General features: G+C 73.9%; 18 protein-coding genes. 5 read left to right on the top strand and 13 right to left on the bottom strand.

The window, feature by feature from the left end; translation table 11 throughout:
• Positions 1-59 precede the first annotated feature (59 nt).
• Positions 60-284 carry a hypothetical protein gene (locus tag ACQPZA_RS29040; protein ID WP_433275324.1) on the bottom strand — a complete coding sequence of 75 codons (225 nt, stop codon included), beginning with the start codon at positions 282-284 and terminating at the stop codon, positions 60-62.
• 60 nt (positions 285-344) lie between these two features.
• Between ACQPZA_RS29040 and ACQPZA_RS29035 the strand changes: the two genes are divergently transcribed.
• The 3 genes from ACQPZA_RS29035 to ACQPZA_RS29025 all read left to right on the top strand — a co-directional run bounded on the left by ACQPZA_RS29035 (position 345) and on the right by ACQPZA_RS29025 (position 5,972).
• A complete protein-coding gene (locus ACQPZA_RS29035; protein ID WP_433275323.1) occupies positions 345-2,984 on the top strand; it encodes a LuxR C-terminal-related transcriptional regulator in 2,640 nt (879 codons plus the stop codon).
• An 81-nt stretch (positions 2,985-3,065) separates the two neighbouring features.
• The gene (locus tag ACQPZA_RS29030) at positions 3,066-5,642 is read left to right on the top strand and encodes a LuxR C-terminal-related transcriptional regulator (protein ID WP_433283038.1); all 2,577 of its coding nucleotides are present in this window, start codon (positions 3,066-3,068) and stop codon (positions 5,640-5,642) included.
• Positions 5,643-5,762: 120 nt separating this feature from the next.
• Positions 5,763-5,972: a hypothetical protein gene (locus tag ACQPZA_RS29025; RefSeq protein WP_433275322.1), complete on the top strand. Its 210-nt coding sequence runs from the start codon at positions 5,763-5,765 to the stop codon at positions 5,970-5,972.
• A 5-nt stretch (positions 5,973-5,977) separates the two neighbouring features.
• Here the strand turns inward: ACQPZA_RS29025 and ACQPZA_RS29020 are convergent, their stop codons facing one another.
• The 12 genes from ACQPZA_RS29020 to ACQPZA_RS28965 form a co-directional block, all read right to left on the bottom strand.
• Entirely contained in the window at positions 5,978-6,229 is a 252-nt protein-coding gene (locus tag ACQPZA_RS29020; RefSeq protein ID WP_433275321.1) for a PLDc N-terminal domain-containing protein, read from the bottom strand.
• Between the two features lie 137 nt (positions 6,230-6,366).
• Complete coding sequence (locus ACQPZA_RS29015; protein WP_433275320.1) at positions 6,367-6,882, bottom strand: RDD family protein; 516 nt, start codon at positions 6,880-6,882, stop codon at positions 6,367-6,369.
• Entirely contained in the window at positions 6,879-7,658 is a 780-nt protein-coding gene (locus ACQPZA_RS29010) for a hypothetical protein (protein ID WP_433275319.1), read from the bottom strand. The genes ACQPZA_RS29015 and ACQPZA_RS29010 overlap by 4 nt, the downstream gene beginning before the upstream one ends.
• 61 nt (positions 7,659-7,719) lie before the next feature.
• Positions 7,720-8,145, bottom strand: a complete 426-nt coding sequence (locus ACQPZA_RS29005; RefSeq protein WP_433275318.1) for an SHOCT domain-containing protein — start codon at positions 8,143-8,145, stop codon at positions 7,720-7,722.
• Between the two features lie 78 nt (positions 8,146-8,223).
• On the bottom strand, positions 8,224-9,891 hold the full coding sequence (locus ACQPZA_RS29000; protein ID WP_433275317.1) for an MFS transporter: 1,668 nt from the start codon (positions 9,889-9,891) through the stop codon (positions 8,224-8,226).
• Positions 9,892-9,894: 3 nt separating this feature from the next.
• A complete protein-coding gene (locus tag ACQPZA_RS28995) occupies positions 9,895-10,176 on the bottom strand; it encodes a DUF3040 domain-containing protein (RefSeq protein WP_433275316.1) in 282 nt (93 codons plus the stop codon).
• 132 nt (positions 10,177-10,308) lie between these two features.
• Entirely contained in the window at positions 10,309-11,694 is a 1,386-nt protein-coding gene (locus ACQPZA_RS28990) for a diacylglycerol/lipid kinase family protein (RefSeq protein ID WP_433275315.1), read from the bottom strand.
• Between the two features lie 117 nt (positions 11,695-11,811).
• Complete coding sequence (locus ACQPZA_RS28985; RefSeq protein WP_433275314.1) at positions 11,812-12,033, bottom strand: hypothetical protein; 222 nt, start codon at positions 12,031-12,033, stop codon at positions 11,812-11,814.
• Positions 12,034-12,045: 12 nt separating this feature from the next.
• Positions 12,046-13,173, bottom strand: a complete 1,128-nt coding sequence (locus ACQPZA_RS28980; RefSeq protein ID WP_433275313.1) for an anion permease — start codon at positions 13,171-13,173, stop codon at positions 12,046-12,048.
• A 162-nt stretch (positions 13,174-13,335) separates the two neighbouring features.
• Positions 13,336-13,566, bottom strand: coding sequence for a lipopolysaccharide assembly protein LapA domain-containing protein (locus ACQPZA_RS28975; protein WP_433275312.1), 231 nt, complete (start codon positions 13,564-13,566; stop codon positions 13,336-13,338).
• A gap of 208 nt (positions 13,567-13,774) precedes the next feature.
• Positions 13,775-14,971 carry an AI-2E family transporter gene (locus ACQPZA_RS28970; RefSeq protein WP_433275311.1) on the bottom strand — a complete coding sequence of 399 codons (1,197 nt, stop codon included), beginning with the start codon at positions 14,969-14,971 and terminating at the stop codon, positions 13,775-13,777.
• A gap of 62 nt (positions 14,972-15,033) precedes the next feature.
• Positions 15,034-15,534: a DUF1269 domain-containing protein gene (locus tag ACQPZA_RS28965; protein ID WP_169400632.1), complete on the bottom strand. Its 501-nt coding sequence runs from the start codon at positions 15,532-15,534 to the stop codon at positions 15,034-15,036.
• 191 nt (positions 15,535-15,725) lie between these two features.
• Between ACQPZA_RS28965 and ACQPZA_RS28960 the strand changes: the two genes are divergently transcribed.
• Positions 15,726-16,316 carry an NUDIX hydrolase gene (locus ACQPZA_RS28960; RefSeq protein WP_433275310.1) on the top strand — a complete coding sequence of 197 codons (591 nt, stop codon included), beginning with the start codon at positions 15,726-15,728 and terminating at the stop codon, positions 16,314-16,316.
• A gap of 41 nt (positions 16,317-16,357) precedes the next feature.
• A complete protein-coding gene (locus ACQPZA_RS28955) occupies positions 16,358-17,791 on the top strand; it encodes a DUF2252 domain-containing protein (RefSeq protein WP_433275309.1) in 1,434 nt (477 codons plus the stop codon).
• The last annotated feature ends 44 nt before the right edge of the window (positions 17,792-17,835 follow it).

The following is a 17,835-nucleotide window of genomic DNA, read 5'->3' as shown; positions in this document are numbered from 1 at the left end:
GTCGATCACCTCGTTGCGACGGGGCCACGGATCAGATCCCTGAGGTACGGCGGGGTCCTTCACTGAGGTGACGGGAGCCGGATGAACTCCACGACTTCTACGCCGAGCGCGTCGAAGCGCGCCAGCAGCCCCTGCAGCGCGGCCTGGTCGGCCACCTCCCCGCGCAGTTCCGTCTCGGTCGCCGGGCGTGTCGGGCGCAGGGGCTCCAGCGCCGCGACGACGTCGGGGCTCAGCCGGCCCCGGACCCTGAAGGCGTACTCGATGCCCACACCGACCTCCTTCACCGGACGCAACGGACTGCGATGATGACGGACACCCGGGTGAGGCGGGGCCGTCCGCCGAGGATGAACGCCGTCGATCCGCCCGACACCCCGGCGAAGTTCGCGGTGCCGGTGGCGAGCCACCTCGTCGCCCGGCCGCGCCTGGAGGAGCAGCTGACCGCCGGGCTGGGGTGCCCGGTGACGCTGGTCGCCGCCACCGCGGGCTGGGGGAAGACCTTGCTGGCCGCGTCGTGGCTCGCGGCGGGTGCGGGAGACCGGCAGGCGGCGTGGGTGCGGCTGGACTCCGACGACGATGACCCCGTCGGCTTCTGGCGCACCGTGGCGGCCGCGCTGGCGCCGGTCACCGGCCCGGAGGCGGGAGCAGCGCTGCGCCGGCTGACCGTCGACACCCGCGACGTCGACGAGGCCCTACCGGCCGGGTTCGCGGCTGCCCTGCGCCTCGCCCCCCGGCCTGTCGTCCTCGTCCTCGACAACCTGCACGAGGTGACCTCGCCGGAGGTGCACGCCGGCCTGGTCCGGCTCGTCGAGCGACCGCTACCGGCCCTGTCCATGCTCGTCCTGACCCGGCGGGACCCGCCGTGGCCGCTCTCGCGCCTGCGGATGGCGGGCCTGCTCGCGGAGGTACGCGCGCAGGATCTCGCGTTCCGGGAGGCCGAGGCCGCCGAGCTCTTCGCGCTGCTGCACGTCGACCTCGACCCGTGGCAGGTGCGCCGGCTGGTCGAGCGCACCGAGGGCTGGCCGGCGGGGCTGCGCCTGGTGGCCCTGCACCTGCACGACCGCGCCGATGTCGAGGCGGAGGTCGCCGCGTTCTCCGGCGACGACCACAGCGTGGCCGGCTACCTGGTCACCGAGGTGCTCGACGCGCAGCCTCCGGAGCTGGTGCGGTTCGTGGAGAAGATCAGCACGGTCGACCTCGTCTGCGCGGATCTCGCCGACGCGCTGACGGGTCGGCGGGACAGCGAGCAGGTGCTGACGGAGCTGGCGGCGTCGCACCTGTTCGTGCAGGCCGTCGACCGGCCCGGCCGCTGGTACCACCTGCACCGGCTGATCGGCGACCTTCTCCAGGCCCGGCCGGTGCCGCGCCGGGAGCGCCGTGACCTGCGGCGGCGGGCCGCCGAGTGGTTCGCGCGCAACGGCATGCCTCTCGACGCGGTCCGGTCGGCGATCGCCGGTGCGCTCTGGCCGCTGGCCGCGGACCTGGTCGGGCGCCATCTCGTGGTACTGGTTCTGGGTGGCCACTCCCGCGACCTCGAACGGGTGCTGGACCGCGTGCCGCGGGCCGTGACGGCCGCTCACCCCGAGCTCGCGTGTGGGCTCGCCGCAGCCCGAGTGGTCCGGGGCGTGCGGAACGAGGTCGCCGAGCTGATCGCCGCCGGCCGGGCACGGATCGGCGGGCTCCCGCCGCGACGCGCGGCCCGCGCCCGGATCCTCCACGACCTGACCGCAGGCGCCCTCGCGCGGATCGAGGGCGACTGGGACACCGCCGTCGCGCTCTACCGGTCCGTCCCGGTCGACCCGGTGACCCTGGCCGGTCTGGGCCTCGTCAAGGCCGAGACCGTGCCGGTCCTCGTGAACAACTTCCTGGGGATGGCCGCGCTGCTGTCGGGCGACCTCCCGGAAGCGGACCGCGAACTGCGCGCCGCCGTGTCGGCCACCGTCGAGCCCCGGCCGATCTCGCAGCTGAACGCAGCCGCCTACCTGACCATGGTGCGGTGCGAGCGCGGGGAGCTGGACACGGCCGAGCGGGCCGCGCTCGAGGTCATCGGCACCGCGGTGGACGCAGGCCTCGACAACTTTCCCCAGGCCGCCGGTGCCTACCTGACCATGGCGCACGTCGCGCTCGACCGGGCCGAGCCGGACGAGATCGACGACTGGCTCGGCCGCGCGGAAGCGGCCCAGGCGATCGCCGCGGAGCCGCACGTCCGGGTCGAGGTGGCGCTCCTCCTGGCGGCTCGCCGCGTGGCAGCGAGGAACCCGGAACGGGCCCTCTCCGGCCTGCGCGCCACCGCGGCGTCGGTCGATCTCCCGACCCTCCCGCCCGCGGTACGGCAACGTTGGTCGTTGACGGAGGCGACGCTGCTCGCGAACCTCGGCAACCCGTCGCTCGCCCGGGCGCTCCTCGACCGGCTCCCGCCTGCGCGCTCACCCTCCGCGGCGCCCATGGCCGCGCGGCTACTGGTGCTGCTCGACGACCTGCCGGCCGCCGTTGCCGCCCGCAGCCGGGTGGAGGTCGCGGACCATCCCCGCGGCCGGGTCGACATCGCCCTGCTCGACACCGTGCTCGCCGCAGCAACCGGCGACGAGGACGCGGCGCCGGACCGGCTCGAGGAGGCCCTGACCGCCGCCGAGCCCTGGTCCCTGCGCCGCCCGTTCCTGGCCGAGGTGATCGACCTGCGGCCGCTGCTCGAACGCCGCCTGGAACGCGGAACCCTCGTGCCGGCCTTCGTCGTCGACATCCTGACGCGGCTGTCCGGAGCGGCGGGGGCCGCCCCGGAGAACCGGGCGCAGGTCGACCCGCTGACCGAGCGCGAGCGCACGGTCCTGCGTTACCTCGCGAGCACCCTGTCGAACTCCGAGATCGCGGCGGAGCTCTACGTCTCGGTGAACACCGTGAAGACCCACGAACGGGCCCTCTACCGCAAGCTCGGGGTGACGAACCGTCGTGAGGCCGTGGCCCAGGCCCGCGCGTTGGACCTGCTCTGACCGTTATGGTCCGCTCGTCGCAACTCACCCCGACAGTAGGACGCCGCCTCATCCCCGGCGGGTGATTCTCGGTACGTGGGGATGCGGATACCGGCAGTCAGGATCACCAGGCCCGCGCTGCCGACCGGCTTCACGTCGCGCCCGCGCGTGCTCCAGGAGCTCGACCGCGTGGGCCCCGGGCAGCTCATCGCCGTCATCGCGCCACCCGGCCACGGCAAGACGGCGCTGCTCGTCGACTGGTTGAGCCGCCCCGGTGGGCCGCCGTCGGCCTGGATCTGCCTCGACGCCGTCGACGACGCGCCGCGCCTGCGGTCCGCGCTGCTCGCCGCCGTGGCGGCGCTCCCCGGTCTGCCGGCCGATAGCCCGCTGCGGACCGTCGGTAGCGGCGGGGGCGACCTGGCCGGGCTGGACGTCGTCGACGAGCTGGCGATGGCGCTCGACGGCCCGGGTCCGGTGATCAGGGTCGTCCTGGACGACGTCCACGCGCTGATCGACCCGGCCGCACTGCGGGACCTTGCCCGGCTCGTCCGCCGCAGGCCTGCGCGGTTGCGGCTCGTGCTGGCGGCCCGGGTGGACCCACCGCTGCCCCTGCCGCGGATGCGCCTGGAGGGCCGGCTGCACGAGCTGCGTGCCGAGGACCTGCGCTTCACCGTGGACGAGACAGCCGCCCTGCTGCACGCGTCCGGGCTCGACGTCACCGCCGAGCAGGTGGCGGTCCTGCACGCCGAGACCGGGGGCTGGGTGGCCGGCCTCCGGCTGGCCGCGCTCGCACTGCGCAGCCGGGCCGACCCCGAGCGCTTCATCGCGCAGTTCTCGGGAAGCGAGCGGTCGGTCGCCGACTATCTCACCGACGAGGTCATGGCGGGGCTACCGGTGCAGATCCGGCAGTTCCTGCGCGTGACCGCCATCTGTGCGGAGCTGCCGGCCGGGCTGGCCGTCGCCCTGTCCGGGCGCCCTGACGCCGAGCGTGTGCTCGACGAGCTGACTCGCGCCACCGCGCTGGTCGAGCGCCGGGCAGCCGGGACCTACCGCATCCACACGCTGCTGCGGACGCACCTGATCACCGACCTGGAGCGCCACTTCCCCGCGAGCCACCACCGGGCGCACGCCCGCGCGGCCCGCTGGTGGCTCGCTGCCGCCGAGCCGGAGCATGCCCTGCGCCACGCCGAGCGGGCCGGCGAGCCCGCGCTGCTGCTCGACGTCCTGCGGGCAGGCGGTGTCCGGCTCGTCGCCACGGGCAGGCTCGCGGCCGTGCGGCAGGCACTCGCCGTGGCCGGGCCCGGCACCCGTGCCACTGATCCGTGGCCGGCGCTGCTCGAGGCGCTCGTGCACCACGAGGACAACGCCCCCGCCGAGGCCGCGGCAGCGCTGGAGCGGGCCCGGCGGCTCCGGCCCAGCGACGGGGGAGCGGCGCTCGCGGTCCTCCGCGCGAGCGTCGAGCTGCTCGTGACCGGCCGCACGCCGGTGGATGCACTCGCGGCCCGTCCGCCATGGCCGGTCCCCGTCGAGCTGGACGCGCTGCTGCGGCTGAGCCGCGCCGAGGCAGCGCTGGGGCAGGCCGAGGCCGACCCCGAGGATCTGCGCGAGCGCCTCGACGGCGTCGTGGCGCTCGCGCGCGAGCACGACCTCCCATACGTCGAGGTGCGGGCGCTGTCGCTGCTCGCCGGCCTCGAATCGGCGCTGGGCCGGTACCGCGAGATGACGGCCGCAGCCACGGGCGCCCTCGTGGCCGCAGGTCAGAGGAGGTGCTCCACCGTGTGGACGGCCGGCGCCGCCGCGCTGATCGCCTACGGCTGCCTGCTCGCAGGCGATCCCGCTGCCGCCCGGGCGCGGGCCGAGGCGGTGCCGGCGACCCGGGCGCTGCCGACGCCGGACACGGAGCTGGCTCTCCGGATGGTGCACGGGACCGCCCTCGGTGACCTGGGGGAGCGGGCGGCCGGTCTCGCCGGGTGCCGGCTGGCCCGCGCCGCCTTCGGCGATGCCGACGGGCCGGCCCCGCTGCTGGCGGCGCTCGCCGTCCTCGAGCACCGGGCGGCCCTGGTGCAGAGCGGCGGCGACCTCGCGGGCGAGGTGGCCGAATGGCTCGAACGGCGGGTCGGCAAGGTCGGCGAGGTGCTCCTGATGGACGCATGGGCGCACCTGCGCGCGGGCCGGATCGAGGCGGCCGGCGCTGCGCTGGAACCGCTCGCCGCCGGCTCCGTCGTGGTGCTGGCCGCGCACACGCCGATCGAGGTTCACCTCCTGCAGGCCGAGGTCGCGCTGCGCCGCGGCGAGCCTGCCGGCGGCCGTGCCGAGCTCGCCGCCGCGCTCGAGCTGGGATCGGCCATGGACGTGGCCCGTCCCTTCGCGCTGACGAGCGGACCGATCCGTGACCTGCTGTCCCCGGGCCCGCCCCCCGGGGTGGACGCGCGGTTCGCGAAGCGGATCGCGGCCGCGCTGGCGGTGATCCACCCGGACGTCCCCGCCCCACTGAGCGAGCGGGAGCTGGCCGTGCTCTCCCTGCTCCCGTCACTGCTCAGTGCCGGTGACATCGCCGACGAGCTCACGGTGTCGATCAACACGGTGAAGAGTCACATCCGCTCGATCTACGGCAAGCTCGGCGTGTCCACCCGCCGGGACGCCGTCCGTCTCGCCCACGAACGGCATCTGTTCCCCTGACGGCTGTTCACCTCATCGGGATGACGCGGCCGTCCGGCCGGGGCGCGACCGTTGCCCTGCCGACGAGGCAGCCGAGGGACCGGCCGCGCGGAGCCGGCCCTCGAGGTTTGGAGGAACGTCGTGCCCGAACGCCGCTACGAGTTCCGGATCATCGGGCGCCTGTCGGAACGGGCGCGGGGCGCCTTCCGTGGCATGGAGGTCCACGAGGTGCCCGCCGAGACGGTGATCTCGGGCGAGGTCGCCGAGGACGGCGGTGTGCAGGAGGTGCTGGCGCTGATCCAGTCGCTGGGTCTGGAGGTCGTGGCGGTGCAGAGGGCTCCCCGCGACTGACGGTCTCAGCGCGTCTCCTCGCGCCTGCCTGCGCCCAGTCCGGTGCCCCGCGCGACCAGGTAGGCCAGGACCCCGAGGATCGGCACCAGGATCAGGACGGCCATCCACCCCGCCTTGGCCAACGGGCTGAGGTCCGTCCTGCCGAACAGGTCGCCGAACATGACGAAGACCAGCCAGAACCAGAGCGCGAAGCCGAAGAGGATCAGCATCGTCCACATCAGGCCGAGCAACGGGTATGCGGTGGCCGCCGTTGCCATCTCCGACCTCCCGACGTCGGTTGCTCCCGCGGGCGGGCTGTTCCCGGGCAGGCTCGCGCATCCCGGCTGCCGTGACCCCACCCGGATCGGACGATCCGGTGCGCCGGGCAGGGGAGCCGCGGCCTGCCGGCTGCTGGTCACAGCGGCCCGGTGCGGTCGGTCGCGCCAGACCGGGGTGGCGCCGAACGCCGCATGCCGGCGTCGTCGCTCCAGTCGTAGACGACGACGGTGAGCAGCACCGCGTCCTGGAGCGAGCGGCGGTGCGGGCTGACCGCCGCCCACAGCAGGCCGGGCGGGAAGAGCAGGCAGAGCGCCGCGCGGAGGGCGGCCCGCGCCCATCCGAGCGGGGTGCGCCGCACGGACAGCACCCGCAGCCCGAGCACGCCGGCACCGAAGGTGCGCCCGCTCGTGGCCCAGGCGACGGTGAGGTAGGTCGCCGCGATCAGCGCCCCGATCCCCAGCGAGAGCGCCCACGACGGGGTGGGCCAGCGGAACGACAGAGGCGACCAGACGAACAGCAGGCCGGCCGCGGTGACCAGCAGGCCACCCATGATCGCCAGGACGACGACCAGGTCGATGATCGCCGCGGCCGTCCGTGTGACGATCCCGGCGACCTCGCCCGGCGGTGCGTCGGACACCGCCCGGGCGTTCACGGCGGTACCGGTGCCCGCTGCGCGGGGCGACGCAGCAGGCGGCCGAGGAAGCCGGCCACGACCTCGTCGGCCTGCATCGCCTCGCGCCGGACGCCGCGGATCGTGTCCGACGTCAGGGTGCCTGTCGAGCTCCGGACGATCTCCGGTAGGTCGATCGCGTCGATCACGGCGCGGGCGATCCCGACGATGTCGACGCGGGCGAGTACGGCGTCGAGGTCGGCCCGGGCGACCACCGGGTCGGGGTCGATCCGTGCGGCGAGGACGTCGAGGTCGATGCGTCCGGCCGCGGTGTCGAGGTCGACGCGGCGCACGATCGCGTCGAGGTCGACGCGGGCGACGGCGGCGTCGATGTCGACCAGGGCGACCGCCGTGTCGAGGTCGATACGGCGCACGATCGCGTCGAGGTCGATCCGCGCGGCGACGGCGTCGACGTCGAGCCCCGCCGCCACCGCGTCGAGGTCGACGTGGCGGCGCACCAGCGCCGTGAGGTCGGTGGTCTCGAGGAGCGCCGCGACGACCTGGCGCACGGCGAACCGGAGCACCGCGGCGGCGTGCCGTTCGAGCCCGGCCCGCCCCGCCCGTCCGCGTTCGGTGAGCTCCGCCAGCACGTCGGGCGGGGTGAGCCGCGCGACCGTGCTCGCCGCCGTGCCCAGTGCGGCACCGGCGAGCGCGCGGACCGGGCGGCCGATCCGCCACGCCGACAGCACGGCGCCCGCCCCGGCCTCGGCCAGGGTGACCGTGATCCCGGCACCCCGTTCTCCTGCTCCGGCGTCCACGTCGCCTCCTCGCCGGCGTCCCGGCGACCCACCGGCCGCCGGCGCGGTCACCGCGGCGGCGTCATCGTGGTGCGGTCTGCGCTCCCAGCGCCTTGCGCTTCAGCACCTCGAACTCGTCGGGCGTGATGCTGCCCGAGTCGAGGAGCTGTTTCGCCTTCGCGATCTGGTCCGCCGGGCGGTCGCCGTTGCCGGCGATGCTGCGGACGTCGTGTTCGAACCTCGCCCGGTCGGCCTCCATCTCCGACTGCCGGCGTTCGGCCATGGACCGACCCTGGGCGATGAGGTAGCAGAAGATGCCGAGGAAGGGCAGCACGATCATGAACACGGTCCAGCCGGCCTTTCCCCACCCCGTGATGTCGTCGCGGCGGAACAGGTCGGTGAAGACGACGATGATCAGCCAGAACCACAGCACGAAGCCGAAGATCAGCAGCATCGTCCAGAACAGGTTGAGCAGCGGATAGCCGCTCTGGGTTGCCGCCAGCGTCATCGTGATCACCCCGAAGGTGTCGACAGTCGCGGAAGGGCTCCGCGAACCGGAGACTGGACCGCTCCGGCGTCGCCTGCCTCACCCGCGACGGAGGAACTCCACGGGTTCCGGTCCGGCCGGGCCGCGCTCGGGCTCGCCGACCGGCTCCGCGAGCCTGGTCCCGGGCAGCCCACGGGTGAGGAAGAGGCTCAGCAGCGCGATCGCGGCGGCGACGAGCAGCGCGATCCGCAGCGCCTGCAGCTGAGCGTCCGCATAGGTCGTGAGGATGGCGGTCGCTTCCGCAGGTGGGACCTGTGCATCCGCCAGCGCCTGCCGGACCTGGTCGATCGGCACGAACTGGACGCTGCCCGCCACCGCGACCCCGACCTGCTCCTGCACGGCGTCGGAGATCCGCGGGTCCTCCTGCACCCCGGACAGCGCGGTGACGGTGAGGGCGCCGACGACGACGGACCCGATGAGCGCGGTGCCCAGGGACGACCCGAGGTTCTGCGCGGTGTACTGGAGGCCGCCGACCTCGCTGCGCTCGGAGTCCCCGACGCTCGACTGCGCGACGTTGCCCAGCTGCGCCGCGAGCAGCCCCGTCCCGATCCCCAGCAGCGCCATCGCGACCGCGAAGGAGGCGTCGTCGAGCGCGGGGCGCACGGTGGCGACCAGCCACATCGTGGCGGCGAACAGCACGGCGAACGCGACCCGGGCCACCGTCCGGGGGCTCGCGACGCGGTTGAGCAGCGGCGCGCACATCGACGTCACCAGCATCGTCACCGACACCGGCAGCAGGCGCAGCCCGGTCTCGAACGCGTTGAGGCCGTGCACGACCTGCAGGTAGAGCGGGATCGTGAAGAACAGGCCCAGGAGAATGAGGTTCTGGGCGACGAGGGTCGCCAGCGCGGCCCGCAGCGGGGTCACGTCGAACAACCTCCAGCGGATGAGCGGGTCGAGCCCGCGGCGTTCCCGGCGGCGCAGCCAGCTGCGGAGCAGGCCGAGCAGCACCAGGCCGGCCGCGATCACGAAGGGGGTCGGGGAGAGCCCGAACACCGTGACGGGCGGGTCGAGCGGTCGCAGCCATCCCCAGGCCCCGCTCTGCAGCACCCCGAGGACCACCAGGGCGAGGCCGACCACGGACAGCGTGGCACCGACGGCGTCGAGTCGGCGGCGGGGCCCGATCGCCGGCGCGTCGGCGATCCAGCGCATCGTCAGGAGGATGAACACGACGACGACCACCTCCCCGGCGAAGACGAACCGCCAGCTCAGGTACGTGGTCATCCAGCCGCCGAGCAGGGGGCCCACCGCGATTCCGGCGCCGGCGAGCCCCCCGATCACCCCGTAGGCGGCGGCGCGGTCGCGGCCGGTGTAGTTGCCGCCGACGAGCGCGGCCAGCGCCGGAAGCACCAGCGCCCCGCCCAGGCCCTCGATGACCGACCAGCCGAGCACGAGCACCCAGAGCGCGGGCGCGATCGAGGTCAGGCCCGAGCCGATCCCGTAGACGACGAGCCCGATCCCGAAGGCCCGCCGCCGGCCGATGATGTCACCGACCTGGGACCCCACGATGAGGAAGGCCGCCATCACGAGGGTGTACAGCGTGATCGTGGCCTGGATCGCGGTGATGGTGGTCGAGAAGTCGGCGACCAGCTGGCTGATCGACACGTTCATCACCGACGTGTCGAGCACGACCAGGAACTGCGCGAGCCCCAGCGGGACCAGCGCCTTCCAGCGGCCCCGGCCGTCCTGCCCGTCCTCGGGATGCACGGGCTAACGGACCTCCGCCCTTCGGGCTCGCAGCGTGACCAGGTACAGCGGGCCCACCAGGACCAGCAGCACCACGATGGCGATCGGCCCGACGGCGAGGGACGCCAGCCCGAGCAGCAGCACCAGCCCCGTCCACCGGTCGACCGGGCAGTAGTCCGGGTCGCCGGGATCGGCGCCGGGGCGCTCGCGCCACCTGTGGAACAACTCGGCCAGTGCCGGGTCGTCCGCGGCCAGTGCCGCCTCGATCCTGCGCAGAGCCTCGCCGCCGCCTGCTCCGACCGGCATGGGACACCTCCTCCGCTGCGGCCGTCGCCGGGCCCGTGACTGCCGCCCGGCTTCGGCGGGGCCAGCCTGGTTGCGCCGGCCTGTGCCGTCCTCACCCCGACAGGGTGACGGTGGGAGCCCGGTCCGCCGGTGCTACCGGGCCGTCCGGCCGCTCAGCACCCGCAGAAGAGCCGGGACGGCCTCGCCGACCTTCGGCGGTGCGGCCGCGGCGGGAGAGAGGCCGGGCGCGGTGGTCGGCACCCGCACGCGCAGGGCACCCGGCAGCGAGCGGAACCGCAGCGGCGGCGGCAGGCACAGCGCCTCGCCGTCGACGCCGACGTCGATCAGGGGTTCGGCCGAGTCGACGACGAACTCGCGGGTGCTCCACGCGCGGTAGCCGCGGAAGCGGCGGATCCGCCCGGTCGCCTCGGCCGAGACGAGCGCCGGGACGTCCCGGGTCCGGTCCACGTCCACCGTGACCACCCCGAGCAGGCCGTCGTCGATCCGGGGGCGGGTCCCGAAGCCGCTCATGCTGTCCAGACGGTAGACGTCGTTGGACACCAGGATCATGTCGGCCGAGGTCACGGCCTGCCCGTCGGGCCCGTCGAAGCGCAGGTCGAACCGGTCGGCCTCGGGTCCGAGCAGGTCGGGCAGCAGGCGCGCGGTGGTCGCGAGCTTGGCGTCGCGGTAGGCCTCGGACTGCACGACGGTGGCGTACACCCCGAGCGAGGCGTTGTTGACGAAGATCCGGTCTCCGAGCTGGGCGAGGTCGACGCGGCGTTCGACCGCGGCACCGAAGGCGTCGAGCGCCCCGGCGACGTCGAGGCGGTCCAGGCCGAGGTCGAGCGCGAAGTGGTTGCGCGTGCCGGCCGGGACGCAGACGAAGGCCACGTCGTGTGTGCGCGCGACGTCCGCCACGAGGGCCTGCGACCCGTCGCCCCCGGCCATGCCGAGAACGTCCGCTCCGTCGGCGACGGCCTGCTCGGCGAGCGCCCGCAGGTCGTCTCCGGGACGCAGCCGGACGGGGGTGACCCCGTGCCGGCGGGCCTCCCCCTCCAGGTCGAAGCGGTCGACCTTGCCCCCGCCCGACCGCGGGTTCATGAGCAGCACCCCGCGCCGGGCCGGGCCCACCGGAAGCCCCTCCGGATGGCGGGCGGGCTCGTCGCCGAGCGCGTATCTCGCCGTCGCCAGCGACGCCGCCACCAGCACGATGACGAGCACGATCCGCCCGATCTCCGCGGCGTCGAGCTGCAGCACGGCGACCACGAGGAGGGCGATGACGCCCAGCAGCGCCGCGCCCGCTGCCACCGCGGCGACCAGGCGCCGCGAGCCGCGGTTCACCAGCGCGGTCCACCCCGCGACGACGGCGAGCGCCACCAGGACCGCGGTCAGCGCCAGCAGCCCCAGGTTCCGGAAGGCGGCGGAGACGACGGCGACGATCGCCGCGAGGAGGCCCAGCAGAGCTCCGGCCGCAGCGATGCGCCGTGCCGGGGACGGTCGGGGTGGGCCGGTCGCGCCGCCGGCGGTCGTTTCGCTCATGCCCAGCTGCTCCTCGGCCATTGCCCGGGGACGGGCGGGTGGGCCGCCAGCGTGCGAGCAAGGTCGGGCAGCGTCCTCACCCGGATCGGATGAGCGGACCGCCGGCCGGCGCCGTGGTCACGCGGCGATGACGTACAGCCCGTAGCCGACGACCAGCAGCGCCCCGGCGAGGCAGCCGGAAACGAGCACCAGCCCCGCCGTGGAGGTTCCGCCGGCCGCCGCCTCCTCGCGACAGCGCGACAGCGCGACGAGGGCGAACGCGACCAGCGACACGACCGTGACCGCCACCGCCACGGACCCGACGGCGACGACGAGCAGGGAACCCCAGGCGATCGTCATGCGGACCTCCGGTCAGGCCGCGGCGCGGACGGGCGGCGGCGTCGGCACGTCGTTGACGTTGAGCGCGCTCACGGGGTTGCGGCGCGACGCGGCGTAGATGCCGCCACCGAGCGCGACGCCGGCGACGGCGACCGCGACCACGCCGCCCGTGCCGTGCGCCGCGACCGCGGAGGCGATCGCGCCGACGGCCGCGGCAGCGGGGAGGGTGACCGCCCACGTCACGGCCATGCGCCCGGCCAGTCCCCACTGCACGGTGGCTCGGCTGCGCCCCGCACCCGCACCGAAGATCGAACCGGTGCACACCTGCGTCGTGGACAACGGGAGCCCGAGGTGCGTCGAGGTGAGGATCACCGCCGCGCTGGTCGTCTCGGCGGTGAAGCCCTGCGTGGTGTGGATGGTGCTCACCCGGTGCCCCAAGGTCCGGATGATGCGCCAGCCGCCCATGTAGGTACCGATCGCGATGGCCATCCCGGTCGCCGCGATCACCCAGAACGGCGGGCCCGAACCCGGGACGAGCACACCCCCCGTGACCAGCGTCAGCGTGATCACCCCCATGGTCTTCTGCGCGTCGTTGGCGCCGTGGGCGAGCGCGACCATCGACGCCGAGACGACCTGACAGAGCCGGAAGCCCCGGTGCACGGTCGCGCGGTCGGACCGCACCGTGATCCGGTAGGCCAGGAACGTCACCGTGAGCGCGATGAGCCCCGCGAGCAGGGGGGAGATCACCGCGGGCAAGAGGATCTTGCCGACCACCGCGTCGACGTGCACCGCACCGAACCCGCCGGCCACGAGCGTCGCACCGATGAGCCCGCCGAACAGCGCGTGGGACGAGCTAGAGGGCAGGCCGAACAGCCACGTCAGCAGGTTCCACAGGATCGCGCCGACGAGCCCGGCGAAGACCACGGCCGGGGTGATCCGCGTGTCGTCGACGAGGCCGCCGGCGATGGTCCTGGCCACCTCCACCGACAGGAACGCGCCGGCCAGGTTCAGGACACCGGCGATCGCGGCCGCCACCCTGGGACGCAGGGCACCGGTCGCGATGGACGTCGCCATCGCGTTCGCCGTGTCGTGGAAGCCGTTCGTGAAGTCGAACACGAGCGCGGTCACGATGACCAGCACGATGAGGGCGGATGCGTTCATGGACGGCGCCTCTGGCGTTGTGGGACCGGGACGCAGGGCCCTGCGCCCCGGTGCTTGCGCGGTTGTGCGCACGCCCGGTCCGGGTGCACCGGCAGGTGGTCGCGGGAAGATCTCGGAGTGCGAGGGACGCCGAGCGGGCTGCCTCGCGCCTCGACGGGTCGGCTAGCTCCGGCGGCCGACCAGCACGCCGATGAGCACGCCCACGGCGACCATGATGACCAGGATGAGCCAGAGCGCCGCGGTCACGGTGAGCGTGAAGAACTGGATCTGCACCGTGTCCCGGTTCTGGACGATGAAGATCAGCGTCAGTGCGGCGACGACCAGCGCGAGGATCCGCCGCGGGCTCATCCCGTGTTGCGGGTGTGCGGTCGCAGGTTCGGGACCGGTCCTCATGCTCGTCTCCTCCCGCCGGGTCCGGTCATGGCGCGCTCCGGCTCGCAGGGCGTCACGGCGGGTCTCCGCGGGACGGGATCCGGGTGCTCATCGGTGGCTCCTCCTCGCGGCGATACCTGGGCGGCGATCGTCGCCGCGGGAACGGGCGGTCGCGTCGCCCGGAACGGGTGAACGGTCGCCGTCCGGAGTGGCCGCGCGGGCCGGACGCTCAGCCCGGTGTGCGCTGATGGCGCAGCCGCCACCGGGTCCATGGCCGGCGCGGTGCGGCCGGGGTGGCCGGGGTGGTCGGCGTGGCCGGTGACTCGTCCACGTTCATGGCGGAGGACCGGAGCAGGGCGTCCGCCCAGGCGGCGCGCGGGTCGATGTCGACGAGCAGGGCCTTGGTGAGCAGCGTGAGCGGGATCGCCAGGATCGCGCCGAGAGGCCCGATCAGCCAGGTCCAGAACACCAGTGCCAGGAAGGTGACGGTGATCGAGAGGCCGACCGCGTCGCCGATGAAGCGGGGCTGGATGAGTGACTGCACCACGAAGTTGAGGACGCAGTAGAGGACGATGACCAGGACCATCGTCTGGGGGCCGCCGACCAGCAGACCGAGGAGTGCCGGGGGAACGACTCCGAGGATGAACCCGATGTTGGGGATGTAGTTGGTGACGAACGACAGCAGGCCCCACGTGACGGCGAGCGGGATGCCGATCAGGGCCAGTGCGATGGTGTCGAGCACGGCGACGATGAGGCCGAACACCGTCGTGACGACCAGGTACTGGCGGGTGCCGTGCGCGAAGTTGCCCAGCGCTTCGCTGACGGCGGGACGGTCCGTGGCGATGAGCCGGATCCGCGCTGCGGCGCCGCCGGTCTCGATGCTGAGGAAGAGCAGCAGCGCCAGGATGAAGACGAGGTTGCCGGCGAGGCCGGCGATGCTGCCGAGGAAGGCGCCGAGCAGCCCGACGAGCTTGCCGATGTCCAGGGAGTCGACGATGTGCCGCAACTGCTCAGGACTCACGTCGAACCGTGCCAGCAGGTTCGTGGCCGACTGTGCCAGCGCCTTGCTCTGCTCGGCGTACTCCGGCAGCGTCGTGGCCAGCCTGGCGATGGAGACGACGACCGTCAGGGCGAGTACCACCACGACCCCGTAGACCGCGAGGACCAGCACGAGCGTGATGACCCACCGGGGCCAGCCGCGTTGCCGGAACCAGCGTTGCACCGGCGCCACCGCGATCACGATGATGAGGGCCAGGAACACCGGCCCGATCAGCCAGGCGACCGAGCGCAGGCCCGCCGCGATGACGATCGCGGCGGCCGTGCCGAGCAGCACCACCACCCCGCGCGGGAGCGCGGCCCCCACCGGCGCGGCGCCGGGCCGGCCGTCGGTCGGGGACGGGTCCGGAGCATCAGCGGGTACGCCCATGACGGCACGCTATGGCGCCCCCTGATCGTCGAGGTCACCCGAAGATGGTGATGAACGTCGGGTCAAGCCTCCTGCTCGCTCTCCTCGAACGCCGCGCGCAGCTTCGCCTCCTGCTCGGCCGAGAGGTTCGTGGAGATGAGCTCGGCGCGGGTGCCCTGGAAGTGCTCGAGCACCCGGTCGGTGACGGCGTTCGAGGTCATCGCGAACAGGGCCGAGGTGCCCGGCGTGACCTTGTCGCGCACCTTGCGGATGAAGTCGTCGTCGATGCCCACGTCGGCCATCGAGGCGGTCAGCGCGCCCATCGCGGCGCCGACCGCCATGCCGAGCAGGGGCACGAAGAAGATCAGGCCGAACAGCAGGCCCCAGAAGCTCCCGCCGAGCGCACCCGCCCCGGCGAGGCTGTGGAGCTGCTTGGTCCGTGGCTTCTTCCGCCCCTCGGGCCACGACACCACCGCGGCGTCCACAACCTGGATGAGCTCCTCCTTCTGGAGCCGCTCGAGCGTCGTGAGCGCGTTCTGCGCCCCGTCGGCCGTGTCGAACCGCCACACCGTCAAAGTTGCCATCTGCCTACCCTCCGGTCGGTCCTGGTGCCGGCGACTCTGCGGGCTCGGTCGCCCGGCGGGCATCACCCTCGCCGGGTGACAGAACCCGGAGGGGCAGCCCTCACCCGCAGCGGAGGATGTGCGGCCATCCGGTCACGCGGACGCTGTCACGGTGCGCCGGGCACCACCCGCGGCGGCCGGAAGGAGGCGGGATGGACACGACGTCCTTCGGCAGCGAGACCGCCGGCCGCTCGTCCGAGCGTGGGAGCCTCGGCGCCGAACGCGGGCCGGGCCCCGGAGCCGTTCCACCCCCGCCATCCCCGGCCGAGCCGGCCCGCGCCGTCCACTTCCACGATCCGCGCGCGCCCTCGGCCACCACCGTCGTGCCGTCGGTGTTCGTCGCCGCCCGCAACCCGTTGGCGCAGTTGCTGCTCGTCCGGCGCTGCGACAGCGGATCGTGGGAGCTCCCCGGCGGGCGGGTCGACGTCGGGGAGAGCGCCATGTCCGCCGGTGTGCGCGAGACCGCCGAGGAGGCGGGCGTGCAGGCCCAGATCACCGGGCTCGTCGGGATCTACACCGACCCGGCGCACGTCGTGCGCGCCGTGGACGGGAGCGTCCGCCAGCAGTTCGTCGTGGTCCTGCAGGCCCGCGCCGTCGGAGGCACTCCGGCCCCCGACGGCAGGGAGACGTGCGAGGCGAAGTGGGTGGCACCCCGACACGTGCGGGGCATGCCGATCGACCCGCCGGTCCTGCGCTGGATCGACGACGCGCTCCACGAGGGCGCTCCGCCACGCCTGGCGTGACCGGCACCGCCCGTCCACCGTTCGAGAACCAGGAGGACCGGATGGCCACCACCGCTCCGGAACGGGCTGCCGCCGAGGGGATCCGGCCGCCGAGCGTCGCGGAGTGCGTCGACCGCGGGAGGGCCGCCCGCGTCGACGCCCCACGCTCCGCGCACGACCGGCGCTGCCTGGCCGGACCGCGCCCGGATCCGGTCGAGGTACTGGCCGAGCAGGACGGGTCGCGCGAACCGGACCTGCTCCCGATCCGGTACGGGCGGATGGCCGCCTCGCCCTCCGCGTTCTTCCGCGGCGCGGCTGCTGTGATGGCCTGCGACCTGGCCGGCTCGCCGGTGTCCGGTATCGACGTCCAGCTCTGCGGTGACGCGCACCTGTCCAACTTCGGGTTCTTCGGCTCACCCGAGCGGCGGCTGGTGTTCGACATCAACGACTTCGACGAGACGCTGCGCGGGCCGTGGGAGTGGGACGTCAAGCGGCTGATCACCAGCCTCGAGGTGGCCGGCCGCGACCGGGGGTTCCGCGCCGCCGACCGCCGGCGAATCCTCCGCACCGCCGCCCGCGAGTACCAGCGAGCCATGCACTCGTTCGCCGGCATGCCCACCCTGGAGGTCTGGTACGCCCGTGCGGACGTCGAGGAGATCCGCCGGCGCTACGAGTCCGAGCTCGCCGCCACCGGGCGCAAGCGCCTGGCCCGCGGGCTGGCCAAGGCGCGCACCCGCGACAACCTCGGCGCTCTGCGCCGGTTCACGAGCATGGAGGACGGGCGCCTGCGGCTCGTCGCCGAGCCGCCCCTCGTCGTACCGGTGCGGGACCTGTACCCGGACGTCGCGGCTCGAAGCGACCTGGAGCGCGACATCGACGAGCTGCTGCGCAGCTACCGCGCGAGCCTGCCGCCCGAGCGACGAGCCCTGTACGACCAGTACCGCCCCGTCGACGTCGCCCGCAAGGTCGTGGGCATCGGGAGCGTCGGGACCCGCTCGTGGATGATCCTGTTCCTGGGCCGAGACGCAGGCGACCCGCTGTTCCTGCAGGCCAAGGAGGCCACTGCGTCGGTGCTGGAGCCGTACCTCGGCGCGGCGGAACAGCCCAACCACGCCGAGCGGGTGGTGGTCGGCCAGCGGCTCATGCAGACCGTCGGCGACATCCTGCTGGGGTGGCAGCGCGTGTCCGGGGTCGACGGGCAGGAACGCGACTTCTACCTCCGCCAGCTGCGGGACTGGAAGGGCTCGGTGGAGGTCGAGGAGATGGTCCCCGCCGGAATGCGGATCTACGCCCAGCTGTGCGCGTGGACCCTCGCCCGTGCGCACGCCCGCACCGGCGACCGCATCGCGATCGCGGCCTACCTCGGTTCCTCGAACACGTTCGCGGATGCGGTCACCGACTTCGCGCAGGTGTACGCGGACCGCAACGAGCGCGACCACGCCCTTCTGCTGAAGGCGATCGCGGCTGCCCGCGTCCCGGCCGAGCTGGGGGTCTAGCTGTAGTGACCATGAGCGTTGTTGACGGCGTGGCCTGAGGACAT

The sequence above is a fragment of the Pseudonocardia xinjiangensis genome (genome assembly GCF_050948425.1).
GTDB lineage: Bacteria > Actinomycetota > Actinomycetes > Mycobacteriales > Pseudonocardiaceae > Pseudonocardia > Pseudonocardia xinjiangensis.
The sequence above is the reverse complement of the archived record's forward strand: the minus strand, read 5'-3'. Positions and strand labels throughout refer to the sequence as shown.

What these genes read in the sequence shown, in the direction of transcription:
- ACQPZA_RS29035 (WP_433275323.1), top strand. Translation starts at nt 345, where the DNA reads ATGAACGCCGTCGATCCGCCCGACACCCCGGCGAAGTTCGCGGTGCCG.
- ACQPZA_RS29030 (WP_433283038.1), top strand. Translation starts at nt 3,066, where the DNA reads ATGCGGATACCGGCAGTCAGGATCACCAGGCCCGCGCTGCCGACCGGC.
- ACQPZA_RS29020 (WP_433275321.1), bottom strand. Translation starts at nt 6,229, where the DNA reads ATGGCAACGGCGGCCACCGCATACCCGTTGCTCGGCCTGATGTGGACG.
- ACQPZA_RS29005 (WP_433275318.1), bottom strand. Translation starts at nt 8,145, where the DNA reads ATGACGCTGGCGGCAACCCAGAGCGGCTATCCGCTGCTCAACCTGTTC.
- ACQPZA_RS28995 (WP_433275316.1), bottom strand. Translation starts at nt 10,176, where the DNA reads ATGCCGGTCGGAGCAGGCGGCGGCGAGGCTCTGCGCAGGATCGAGGCG.
- ACQPZA_RS28990 (WP_433275315.1), bottom strand. Translation starts at nt 11,694, where the DNA reads ATGAGCGAAACGACCGCCGGCGGCGCGACCGGCCCACCCCGACCGTCC.
- ACQPZA_RS28985 (WP_433275314.1), bottom strand. Translation starts at nt 12,033, where the DNA reads ATGACGATCGCCTGGGGTTCCCTGCTCGTCGTCGCCGTCGGGTCCGTG.
- ACQPZA_RS28980 (WP_433275313.1), bottom strand. Translation starts at nt 13,173, where the DNA reads ATGAACGCATCCGCCCTCATCGTGCTGGTCATCGTGACCGCGCTCGTG.
- ACQPZA_RS28975 (WP_433275312.1), bottom strand. Translation starts at nt 13,566, where the DNA reads ATGAGGACCGGTCCCGAACCTGCGACCGCACACCCGCAACACGGGATG.
- ACQPZA_RS28970 (WP_433275311.1), bottom strand. Translation starts at nt 14,971, where the DNA reads ATGGGCGTACCCGCTGATGCTCCGGACCCGTCCCCGACCGACGGCCGG.
- ACQPZA_RS28965 (WP_169400632.1), bottom strand. Translation starts at nt 15,534, where the DNA reads ATGGCAACTTTGACGGTGTGGCGGTTCGACACGGCCGACGGGGCGCAG.
- ACQPZA_RS28960 (WP_433275310.1), top strand. Translation starts at nt 15,726, where the DNA reads ATGGACACGACGTCCTTCGGCAGCGAGACCGCCGGCCGCTCGTCCGAG.
- ACQPZA_RS28955 (WP_433275309.1), top strand. Translation starts at nt 16,358, where the DNA reads ATGGCCACCACCGCTCCGGAACGGGCTGCCGCCGAGGGGATCCGGCCG.